Source organism: Trueperella abortisuis (assembly GCF_030811095.1).
Classification (GTDB): Bacteria; Actinomycetota; Actinomycetes; order Actinomycetales; family Actinomycetaceae; genus Trueperella; species Trueperella abortisuis.
In genome coordinates, this window is sequence record NZ_JAUSQL010000001.1 from 2,437,479 (window position 1) to 2,447,956 (window position 10,478).

Annotated in this window: 10 protein-coding genes and 1 pseudogene; 8 read left to right on the forward strand and 3 right to left on the reverse strand. The window is 66.6% G+C overall.

The window, feature by feature from the left end; translation table 11 throughout:
* The first annotated feature begins 20 nt into the window (after window positions 1-20).
* The 8 genes and pseudogenes from J2S45_RS11005 to J2S45_RS11040 all read left to right on the forward strand — a co-directional run bounded on the left by J2S45_RS11005 (window position 21) and on the right by J2S45_RS11040 (window position 6,164).
* On the forward strand, window positions 21-809 hold the full coding sequence (locus J2S45_RS11005) for a DsbA family protein (protein WP_307634119.1): 789 nt from the start codon (window positions 21-23) through the stop codon (window positions 807-809).
* Window positions 810-887: 78 nt separating this feature from the next.
* A complete protein-coding gene (locus tag J2S45_RS11010) occupies window positions 888-1,463 on the forward strand; it encodes a 1-acyl-sn-glycerol-3-phosphate acyltransferase (RefSeq protein WP_270973705.1) in 576 nt (191 codons plus the stop codon).
* A complete protein-coding gene (locus tag J2S45_RS11015; RefSeq protein WP_307635422.1) occupies window positions 1,460-1,624 on the forward strand; it encodes a hypothetical protein in 165 nt (54 codons plus the stop codon). The genes J2S45_RS11010 and J2S45_RS11015 overlap by 4 nt, the downstream gene beginning before the upstream one ends.
* A 67-nt stretch (window positions 1,625-1,691) precedes the next feature.
* Window positions 1,692-2,831 (forward strand): annotated as a pseudogene (locus J2S45_RS11020) (alpha/beta fold hydrolase); the annotation flags it as partial.
* 114 nt (window positions 2,832-2,945) lie between these two features.
* On the forward strand, window positions 2,946-3,752 hold the full coding sequence (locus tag J2S45_RS11025; protein WP_307634121.1) for an aldo/keto reductase: 807 nt from the start codon (window positions 2,946-2,948) through the stop codon (window positions 3,750-3,752).
* 80 nt (window positions 3,753-3,832) lie between these two features.
* Window positions 3,833-4,765: a hydroxymethylpyrimidine/phosphomethylpyrimidine kinase gene (locus J2S45_RS11030; protein WP_307634122.1), complete on the forward strand. Its 933-nt coding sequence runs from the start codon at window positions 3,833-3,835 to the stop codon at window positions 4,763-4,765.
* A 1-nt stretch (window position 4,766) separates the two neighbouring features.
* Window positions 4,767-5,438: an HD domain-containing protein gene (locus J2S45_RS11035; RefSeq protein WP_270973694.1), complete on the forward strand. Its 672-nt coding sequence runs from the start codon at window positions 4,767-4,769 to the stop codon at window positions 5,436-5,438.
* A 24-nt stretch (window positions 5,439-5,462) separates the two neighbouring features.
* Window positions 5,463-6,164: a FadR/GntR family transcriptional regulator gene (locus J2S45_RS11040; RefSeq protein ID WP_307634123.1), complete on the forward strand. Its 702-nt coding sequence runs from the start codon at window positions 5,463-5,465 to the stop codon at window positions 6,162-6,164.
* Between the two features lie 114 nt (window positions 6,165-6,278).
* On the opposite strand, the gene J2S45_RS11045 is transcribed toward J2S45_RS11040, so the two are convergent.
* From J2S45_RS11045 to dnaB, 3 genes are all read right to left on the reverse strand, one after another.
* The gene (locus J2S45_RS11045) at window positions 6,279-6,965 is read right to left on the reverse strand and encodes a cyclase family protein (protein ID WP_307634124.1); all 687 of its coding nucleotides are present in this window, start codon (window positions 6,963-6,965) and stop codon (window positions 6,279-6,281) included.
* Between the two features lie 136 nt (window positions 6,966-7,101).
* Window positions 7,102-8,391: an MFS transporter gene (locus tag J2S45_RS11050; protein WP_296931543.1), complete on the reverse strand. Its 1,290-nt coding sequence runs from the start codon at window positions 8,389-8,391 to the stop codon at window positions 7,102-7,104.
* A gap of 144 nt (window positions 8,392-8,535) precedes the next feature.
* Window positions 8,536-9,870 carry a replicative DNA helicase gene (gene dnaB / locus J2S45_RS11055; protein ID WP_296931545.1) on the reverse strand — a complete coding sequence of 445 codons (1,335 nt, stop codon included), beginning with the start codon at window positions 9,868-9,870 and terminating at the stop codon, window positions 8,536-8,538.
* Window positions 9,871-10,478 lie beyond the last annotated feature (608 nt).

Consider the following 10,478-nt stretch of genomic DNA (forward strand, 5'->3'; position numbering starts at 1 on the left):
GCCAACCGCAGGAGAATCGCATGAATAAGAACGCCCGTAACCTCGTCATCGCCGCCGTCGTGGCGGCCACGCTGGTCCTCGCGGTCGTCGTCGCCCTGTTGCTCAACCGCACCTCAGACTCGACGCCGTCCGCGTCGGACTCGGCGACGAACTCGGCTACCGCCACCCCCAGCCCCGAGGCCGGCGGCGACCCCACCGCGTCGGGTACCCCCAACCCGGAGCCATCCGCCCCCAGCCAGCAGCTCAAGGAGCTGGTGCAGGGCCTGTGGCGCCTCGACCCGGACGATCCGATGGCGGTCGGAGACGTCGACGCCGACGTCGTCGTGCAGATCTACTACGACTTCCGCTGCGGCTACTGCGCGCAGGCCGCAACCCAGACCGAGCCTCAGATGCAGCACTACGTCGACGACGGGACCGTTCGCATCGAATACCACAACCTCGCCATCCTGGGCGACGAGTCCGTGCTCCTCGCGCAGGGCTCGGTGGCGGCCGCGAACCAGGGCAAGTTCCTCGAGTACCACTCCTACATCTACGACCACCAGGTGGCCGGCAACCCGGTCGAGGCCACTGAGGACGCGCTCGTCGCGGTCGCGAAGGAGATCGGGGTGGCGGACCTGGACCAGTTCCGCACCGACATGACCTCGGAGGCCGCCGTTGCTGCCGTCGCGGACGGCCGCACCACCGCCCAGAACCTCGGCATCACCGGCACGCCGGCGTTCATCGTCGGCTACAGCTACCTGCCCGGCTTCGTCCCCATTGAGACGATGGACCAAGTCATCGCCGCGGAGCTTGCCCGCCCCGCGGCCTAGCTCCGCAAGCCGACCCGCACCACGGCGTCGTCAGCTTCCGCCCGGACGCTGGCACCGAGCGCCAACGCAAGGAGAATCATGGGTGTCAAACGACTCTTTTCCAAGACCTACCAGCGCCTATCGAAGTGGACCTTCACGGAGGAGGCGCCGCTGCCCGAAAAATCAATCGTGATCGGCGCCTACCACACGTCGAACTGGGATTTCTGGTTCATGCTCATGGCGCTGTGGGACAAGGGCGTGCCCTTCAAGTTCCTGGTCAAGGACTCGCTTACGCGCGGCCCGCTCGCCCCGCTCATTCGGGCGGTGGGTGGCATCGGCGTCGACCGCACGCACCCGCACGGGATGGTCGCCGGCATCGTCGAGCAGCTGGAGGGCGTGGACCGCTTCTCGCTCATCATCGCGCCGGAGGGCACGCGGAAGAAGGGCAGGTACTGGAAGTCCGGCTTCTACCACATCGCCCGCGGCGCCGGGCTGCCCGTCACACTCGGCTTCATCGACTCCAGCCGGCGCGTCTACGGCTGGGGCAAGACGATCGAGCTGACCGGCGACGTCTCGGCGGACATGGACGTCATCCGCGACTTCTACGCGGGCGCCGTCGGCTTCAAGCCCGACCAGGGCACCGCGCCCCGGCTACGAGCCGAGGACGAGCAGTGACACACCAGGTCAGCTACGAGATCCCGTGGGTCCGCCCCACCACCATGATCGAGCACCGGCTCGAGGTGCCGCTGTGCCACCCGGGTCTGGGCTACCGCTCCCCGCGCCCCGGGGCCACGATCCAGATCTTCGCCCGCGAATACGTGCGCGCGCGGCGGTGAGGACAAGCCACGCCTCGTCTTCTTCCAGGGCGGGCCGGGATTCGCCGGCACCCGCCAAACCACCGACTCCGGCTGGGTTGCCCGCGTTTTGGAGGACTACCGGCTCGTCATGCTTGACGAGCGCGGCACCGGCCAGTCCTGCGCGATCGACGCCGGCGTGCTCAGCGGCGTCGGTAGCCCGGAGCAGCAGGCCGACTACCTCGCCTGCTTCCGGCAGGATTCGATCGTCGCCGACGCCGAGGCGCTACGCCGCGCGCTCCAGGGCGATGAGCCGTGGGCCGCTCTCGGCCAGTCCTTCGGCGGCTTCTGCGTGACCACCTACCTCTCTCAGGCGCCCGGCGGGCTGAGTCGGGCCTTCATCACCGCCGGCCTTCCCTCCACGTGGCGCCACCCCGACGACGTCTACCGCCTCACCTACGCCCGCACCGAGGCGCGCAACGCCGAGTTCTTCGCGCGCTACCCCGAGGACGAGGAGACCTGCTGGCGCATCGTCGCCCACCTCGCAGACGCCGCCGCTGCCGGGCTGCCGGAGCGCCTGCCCACCGGCGAGCCGCTGACCGCCCGGCGCTTCCGGATGCTCGGCATCGGACTGGGGCATAGCTACGGCCTGGAGGCGCTGCACTACCTGTTGGAAGACCCGTTCGTGAAGGTCGCGGCGCCCGGCGGCGGTGGCGTGCGGCTGAGCTCTCGCTTCCTCGCCGCGGTCGGGGCCGAACTGAGTTACGGGCCGAACCCGCTGTACTGGGCGCTACACGAGTCGATCTATCAGCAGCGCGGGCTCGCCCCGAATTGGTCCGCTCACCGGGTGCGCGGGGAGTTCCCGCAGTTCCGCCAGCCCGCACCCACCGCGAGCGCGGAGGCTGAGCTACGGGCCGAGGGCCACGGGTTCCGCTTCACCGGCGAACACGTCTTCCCCTGGCAGGGCGAGGAGGATCCCGCGTTGGCGCCCATGGCCGAGGCGGTGGGGATCCTCGCCGCCCGCGACGACCTGCCGGCCCTTCACGACCGCGCGGTTCTGGCCCGCAACACCGTGCCGGCCGCAGCATGGATCTACCGGCCGGACATGTTCGTCCCCGTGCAGATCTGCCTGGAGACCGCCGCCGACATCGCCGGAATGAAGACCCTCATCTCCGAGGATTGGCATCACGACGCCCTGCGCACCCACGGCGCGGAGGTCATCGGCCCGCTCTTCGAGGCGCTGGCCTAGGCGCCCGCCGCCTTCTCCCGCGCCGTCCTAGGCGCCCGCGTCCGGCATTTTCTTGCATGTGCCCCGGATTCACGACCTCTGTTGGCCGGAGGGGGTTCACGGTAGACTGGGGCAATGGACATCCCTCAGCTTGGTTTTGGCACATACAAGATCGACAACGACGCGGCACCCAAGGCCGTTGCCTCCGCGCTCGAGGTGGGCTATCGGCACATCGACACCGCGCAGATGTATGGAAACGAGGCCGGTGTGGGCCGGGCGCTCGCCGCCACCGACATCCCGCGCGAGGACATCTTCGTCACCACGAAGCTCAACACCCCCAACCACCGTCCCGACGACGTGCGGCGCACCTTCGCCCAGTCTCTCGTGGATTTGCAGACCGACTACGTGGACCTCTTCCTCATTCATTGGCCGATGCCCATGTTCTACGGCGGGGACTTCATCACCACCTACCGCGTCATGGAGGAGTTCGTCGCCTCCGGGCAGGCGCGCGCGATCGGCGTGTCCAACTTCGAGGCCCACCACCTCGAAAAGCTGCTGTCCGGCACCTCGATTCTGCCGGCCGTCAACCAGATCGAGCTGCACCCCTACTTCAGCAACTCAGAGCTGGCGGCTTTCTGCTCCGAGCGGGAGATCGCCGTGGAGGCCTGGTCGCCGCTCGGCCGCGGCGGCGTGCTGGCCGACCCGGTGATCGGGGAGGTCGCCGCGGAGGCGGGCGCCACGCCGGCGCAGGTGGTGCTCGCCTGGCACCTTGCCAAGGGCCACATCGCGATCCCGAAATCCGTACACGTGGAGCGCCAAAAGGAGAACTTCGCCGCCCAGGGTCTCACGCTGTCCGCGGAACAGATCGAGCGCATCGATGCGCTCAATAAGGGCGAACCCGGCCGCACGGGCAAGCACCCGGACGTCTTCGACCGCATGTAGGTATTCCTCTTTGGGGCCGGCGGGGACTAAAATCGTCTGGGCCGGCCGCGCAGATCGCGGCCACAGTTGAAAGGTTATCCATGGTCACGTACGCGTACACGATTGCAGGTTCGGAAGCCACCGGCGGGGCGGGCTTCCAGGTGGATCTCAAGACGTTCCACGAGCTCGGTTGCTACGGCCTCGGCACGCTCACCTGCATCGTCTCCTTCGACCCGGAGGACAACTGGAACCACAAATTCGTCCCCATCGAGCCGGGCGTGATCCGCGATCAGATGCACGCCGCGATGGCTCATGCCGACCTCGACACGGTCAAGATCGGAATGCTCGGCACGATCCCCACGATCGACGCCGTCGCCGAGGGCCTCAAGAGCCAGGAGTGGAAGAACATCGTGCTTGACCCGGTCCTCATCTGCAAGGGCCAGGAGCCGGGCATGGCGCTGGACACGGACAACGCGTTGCGCGAGAAGATCCTCCCCCTCGCCACCGTCGCTACCCCGAACTACTTCGAGGCCTGCACGCTGGCGGGCATGGACAAGCTCGAAACCCTCGAGGACCTGGCCGAGGCCGCCATGCGGATCTCGAAGCTGGGCCCGAAGTACGTGGTGGTCAAAGGCGGCATGGACTTCCCGGGCCCGGACGCCGTCGACGTCCTGTGGGACGGCGAGGCCGCCCTCGCCTTCTCTGTCCCCAAGATCGGCAACTCCCGCGTCTCGGGCGCGGGCTGCACCTTCGCCGCGGCGATCACCGCGGAGCTGGCGAAGGGCGCGGACATTCACAAGGCCGTGCGAGTGGCGAAGGACCTGGTCACCCAGGGTATCGACGCCCAGGTGAAGGCCAACACCCCGTTCTCCACGGTGTGGCAGGGCGCCTTCGAACCCAAGCAGGACGCCGACTACACCTACGCCGCCCAGATGGACTACTCGGACGCCACCCCTGACGAGGGCGAGGGGTGCGGCGGCGACGGCAATTGCGACAGCTGCGGGGACGGCGGCTGCTGCAAGGAGGCCAAGTAGCATGTTTCCGGACCTGTCGGCCGCCAGGGCGTTCCTGCGTGAGCACCTGGCCGCCGCACCCGCGTCCGAGGCCTCGCGCCGCTACCGCTACGAGCACTGCCTAAGGGTGGCCCGCATCGGCCGCCGGGTCGCGCTTGAGTCCGGCCTCGACGCCGACGCACTCGAGCTGGGTTGCCTGCTCCACGACGTCGGGAAGTACGACGCCGCCGTGCCGGTCGACCACGGCCGGGCGGGCGCGCTCGTCGTGAAGGAATTCTTCGACGGCCTGGGCTTTCGTGGCGAGGCGGCCGAGGAGGTCGTGCAGGGCATCGCGATGCACGTGGACGGTAGCTTCAACCCGCGCGAGGACGGGGACGGCACCGGCGCCGACGCGCGCGGCCGAGCCTACCTCGCCTTCACGCGCGAGCCGGGCCTGGTGGCGAGGTCGATCGGGGACTGCGACAACGTGGACCGCTTCAGCACCTACCGCATCGCGGACACCTTGAGGTACGTGGACTTCATGGGCAAGTCGACGGGCGAGCAGGTTGCGTTCATCGAGGCCTACCTCGAGGGTCTGCGCGCCCAGTACAACTACGAGTGCGCCACCAAGACCGCCCATGAGCTGTGGATCACGAATCTGGACTACCAATGGAACTTCTTTACTAGACTATCGACGGAAATCACCGAAAGGTGACGTTGTCTTGACGAAAGGTGCTTTGTGAGCACAGACCTGGTCCATCGCGCGATCGACGACATTCTGCGCCGCATATCGAGCGGGCAGTTCCCGGCCGGCTCCGCCCTGCCCCCGGAGGACGAGCTGGCCAACCTCCTGAAGGTTTCGCGCCTGACGATGCGCGAGGCGGTGAAGGTCTTGAAGGATCGCCGCGTGCTCGACGTCATCCACGGGCGGGGCACGTTCGTGTTGCCGCTAGAGGAGTGGACGGATCTGTCCAGCATCGCCACGTTGCTCACCGATCGTGTCAGCCCCAAGGAGCTCGGCCTGCAGCTGACCCAGGTGCGTAGGATGCTCGAGGTCGGGGCGGCGGGCCTCGCGGCGGGCAACCGCAGCGAGGAGGACCTCGCCCGCCTCGAGCAGGACCTTCGCGCCTACGAGGAGGCGCACGACGCCGACGACGTCGAGGCTGCACTCAATTCGGACCTCGCCTTTCACCGGCATATTTTGGCGGCCTCGGGCAACCCCTTCGTCGGGGCGATCATGCAGCCCTTGCAGGCCACGCTCTCCCTGTCGCGGCGTCACACCTCGGCGCTGCCAGACGTACGTGAGCGGGCTCAGGCCCATCATCGCAAGATCTTCGAGGCTATTGCCGCGGGCAGGGCGGACGAGGCGAAGAACGCGATGCGCGCCCACATGACGCAGACGGCGAACGACATCGCCAGCCTTCCGGACTCGACGGACTGACGTCGGGCACTCGCGCCCTGTTGGGGCACCCGACGAACGCGGGCGGCTGGAGATCCCAGCCGCCCGCGCGATGTCGTGCCGCCAAACCGGCGTGATCGCCTCGTCTGCGATCGCCTAGTCCTCGACCCACGCCATGACGTTGACCGGCGCCGAGTCCACCTCCGCCACGCGCAGCGGGCCGAGGGTGACGCACCTAATCTTCTTGTCTCCCAACGCCTGGAGGGCCATGTCCTCGATCGCGCAGATGACGTGGTCGGTGTAGTTGCCCAGGAGCCAGTGGTGCGCCTCGGGGCCGTAGTCGTTCGTCGGGGACGCGACCGACAGCCAGTCCATCCCCAGGCAGTCGAGCTTCGGGAACTCCTCGTTGAGCCACTTGCACAGGTCGGGGTGCAGCGAGACGCCACGGTTCGTGTACGTGTCGGGGTCCGTGTGCTTGAGCTCCTCGAAACCGGTGCGGATGAGGAGAAGACGCTTGTCCGCGAGCTCGTCCGCGTAAGGTTCGAGGTCCTCCTTCATCACGACCTCCGCTGGGCCGTTTCGGTGCGGCAGGTCGACCACGAGCACCTCGTGGCCCTCGTAGGCGAACTTTTCGATGGGTAGGTCCGCGAAGTTCGTACCCGTCGAGTTGAAGTGGTGTGGGCCGTCCATGTGGGTGGCAAAGTGGTTGGGCAGGTGCATCATGTAGGAGTTGAAGGGCTTTCCCTCCTCGCTGCGAACCGAGTCCGGCTCGACGGTGAGGACGGGTTCGCCGGGGAACGCTCCGTCGTTGGGATTCAGCACGTGTGACAAATGAATGAACATCGTTGTTCTCCGCTTTCGTCGATTCGGTGAATACGGCGAGTCTATAATTCTCAGACCTCAGAGGTCAAGGGTTTTTCTGCGCCTTGACAGCTCTTCCCGGGCGGGGCGCATTGTGTGGTGGCGTGGGCAGACGAGGCTACATCCCCACCATCTTCTCGTTGGCCTGCACGGTCCACTCGGCGTGGATGCCGGGCAGGTATTTGGAGAAGTGGAGGCGCAACCTCATGCCCTTCGTGGTGAAGTAAGCCAGGATCCCCAGCACCGTGATGAGGTTGAGACCGCCGCCCACCAACAGCGTGGAGCGCGGCCCGAAGGCGTCGCCGAGCCAGCCGACGATCGGCGCGCCCAGCGGCGTTCCCCCCAGGAAGATCGCCATGTAGATCGCCATCACTCGCCCCCGGAACAGCGGGTCGGAGCTCATTTGGACGGCAGCATTCGCGCTGGTCATCACGGTCAGCGCGAAGAAACCGGCGGGCACCAGCAAGATCGAGTACGCCAGGTAGCTCGGCGTGAATGCCAGCCCGATCGTCGCCACAGAAAACGCCATGAGCGAGATGAGGATCGTGCGCAGGCGCGGGTGCTGCCGCCGCGCCGCCATCAGCGCCCCCGCGAGCGTGCCGATCGCCATGATCGTGCCCAACAGCCCATACTCGCCCGAGCCCTTACCGAAAACCTCGGTGGCCATCGTCGCGTTGTAAATCTGGAAGTTCATACCAAACGTGCCCAGCATAAACACGATGACCAGCAGCACGATGATGTCCGGCTTCGACTTCACGTAGCGGAAACCGCCCCGGATGGCGCCCTTCTTCTCCGCACGCGGGGAAGGGTGCAACTCGGAGGTCTTCATCGCGATCAGCGCCCAGAACATGCCCACGAACGACAGGGCGTTGATGAGGAGCGCCGGGGCGACGTCGTCGTTGAAGGCGGCGATCAAGAAACCCGCCAGTCCCGGGCCGATGAGGCGAGCGGCGTTAAACGACGTCGAGTTGAGCCCAACCGCGTTCGCGAGCCGATCCTGCGAGACGATCTCCGGGACGAAAGCCTGGCGGGCGGGGTTGTCGAAGGCCACCACAAGGCCCTGCATGAACGCGAGCGCATAGATGTGCCAGAGCTGCACGACGCCCGTGTACACCACCAGCCACATCGCCACCGCGTTCAGCATGAGCAGAAGCTGGGTGACCATGAGGACCTTGCGCTTGTCCAACCGATCCACGATGCCGCCCGCGTAGGGGGCGAGGAACGGAATCGCGAGGAACTGCAACGCCGTGACGAAGCCGAGGGCGGAGGAAGAGCCGGCCGTCAGTTCCGTCAGTACCAGCCAATCCTGGGCGACTCGGAAGATCCACGTGCCGACATTCGACACCAGCGCCCCGGCAAAAAAGTACCTGTAATTCCTGACCTCAAACGACTCAAACGTGCGCGACATGCACCATCTCCTTAAAGGACAAGGTTAATGAACCCCTGCGGGGATGTCTATCGCACGCGTCACCCGCACTTCGCCGCCCTGACACCGAGCCCGCCGAGCCGGGCTGCCCGCGCCGTCTCGGCCCGGACCCCTCCCCGGCCCGGGCTACTCCCCGCCGAAGTTCGCGAAGCGCGTGTAGTTGCCCTGGAAGGCGAGCTCGACCTTCGCGGTCGGGCCGGAGCGGTTCTTACCCACGATCACCTCGGCGGGCGGGGTGTTAAGCGAACCGTCCTCGGCCTGGGGGCGGTTGATGAGCAGGACGACGTCGGCGTCCTGCTCGAGCGATCCGGACTCGCGCAGGTCGGAGACTTGCGGGGTCTTGTCGTTGCGCTGCTCGGGATTTCGGTTGAGCTGGGCGATGGCGATGATGGGGACGTCGAGCTCCTTGGCGAGCAGCTTGATGGAGCGGGAGAACTCGGAGACCTCCTGCTGGCGGGACTCGGGAGTGCGCCCGCCGGACGTCAGTAGCTGGAGGTAATCGATGACGACGAGCTCCACCCCGTGCTGCTGGCGCATCCGGCGCGCCTTGGCGCGGATCTCCATCATGGTGAGGTTGGGCGAGTCGTCCACGTAGAGCGGGCCCTCCGCGATCCGGGCGAGCGTGGTGGAGATGCGCTCCCACTGGTTCTGCCGAATGTCGCCGGAGATGAGCGCGGATAGCGGGATCTCACCCTCGGCGGCGAGCACACGCATGGCAAGCTCGGTTCGCCCCATCTCGAGGGAGAAGAAGGCAACCGGCTTGTTCTCACGGAAGGCGATGTGCCGGCAAAAATCCATGGCGATGGTGGTCTTGCCCATGCCCGGTCGGGCGGCCACGATGATCATCTGGCCCGGTCGCAGGCCGTTGAGGACGCCGTCAAGCTCGTGGAATCCGGTGGCTAGCCCGGACACCTTCCCGTCGCGGCTCGCGTTGGTCTCCAACTCTTCGATGAGCCCGGGCACGATCTCGCGGAACGCGGTGTAGTCGGACTTCGTGCGCGACTCCGTCATCTGGAAGACCTCGGACTGGGCCATGTTGACCAGCTCGACGACGTCGGCGCCGTCCGTCGTATAGCCCAGCTGGGTGATGCGCGTGCCAACCTCGATCAGGGCGCGGAGCTGGGCCTGCTCGTGGACGATGCGGGCGTAGTAGGAGGTGTTCGCGGCGGTGGGCACGCCGTTGACGAGGTCGAAGATGTAGGTGCGCCCGCCGACACGCTCGAGTTCGCCGCGCCGGGAGATCTCCGCGGCCACCGTGATGGCGTCGGCCGGCTCGCCCTTGCTGAACAGGTCGAGGATGGCGTCATAGATGGCGGTGTGCGCGGGGCGATAGAAGTCGCCTCCCTGCAGGATTTCGAGGACGTCCGCGATCGCGTCCTTGTTAATCATCATTCCACCCAGCACCGATCGCTCCGCCTCGATGTCCTGCGGCGGCACGCGGTCAAACCCAGCCTCGCCCACGGTCCCTCCTTCACTCTCTGTTAGACCTTACCTGCCGCGGGCGGCTCGCGCGTAACCCTTGCACGTGCGCTCGGTTGCGGGGCGCACGTGTTCTCGCTCGCACGCCGACGCCGGCCACGCGCGCACGTCCAAATCGGGCTGCGCGATCGCGCCTCATCGGGCTGGTTCGCCGCCGCGCCTCCGGTTGCGTTGTCAAATCGCGGCCGAGCACCGAGCCGCACGTTGTCCACAGGTTTCGAGAAATCCTGTGGCTTGTTGAAGAAATTCGGTGGATACTCGCGGGGTGTCTGTGGAGGGAGCGGGGAGAACCACCCCATGTTATCCACACCGTTACACACATTCGCTGAGAACTGTGGACAGCCGGGCGGTTTTCGGCGAGATTTCCTCAACAGATCTGTCCACAGCCGTGGATAAGCGCTCTGAGTGTCGACAGGTTTTTCCGTTGCCCTTGTCGCGATACTTGAAGGACACACCGGGGGCGTGGGCCGAGCGCGTCTCGCGAGCGCACCCCGGGCTAAGCTCCCCAGACCTGCGGTATTCTTGAAAGACAAGTAGGGAGGAATCATGGTCAGCTTCTATTCCGACAACACGACCGGCTCGGCGTGGGT

Excerpts from the sequence above, each read along its gene's own strand:
- J2S45_RS11050 (WP_296931543.1), bottom strand. The coding sequence starts at position 8,391 with ATGTCGCGCACGTTTGAGTCGTTTGAGGTCAGGAATTACAGGTACTTT.
- J2S45_RS11045 (WP_307634124.1), bottom strand. The coding sequence starts at position 6,965 with ATGTTCATTCATTTGTCACACGTGCTGAATCCCAACGACGGAGCGTTC.
- J2S45_RS11005 (WP_307634119.1), top strand. The coding sequence starts at position 21 with ATGAATAAGAACGCCCGTAACCTCGTCATCGCCGCCGTCGTGGCGGCC.
- J2S45_RS11030 (WP_307634122.1), top strand. The coding sequence starts at position 3,833 with ATGGTCACGTACGCGTACACGATTGCAGGTTCGGAAGCCACCGGCGGG.
- J2S45_RS11025 (WP_307634121.1), top strand. The coding sequence starts at position 2,946 with ATGGACATCCCTCAGCTTGGTTTTGGCACATACAAGATCGACAACGAC.
- J2S45_RS11010 (WP_270973705.1), top strand. The coding sequence starts at position 888 with ATGGGTGTCAAACGACTCTTTTCCAAGACCTACCAGCGCCTATCGAAG.
- J2S45_RS11035 (WP_270973694.1), top strand. The coding sequence starts at position 4,767 with ATGTTTCCGGACCTGTCGGCCGCCAGGGCGTTCCTGCGTGAGCACCTG.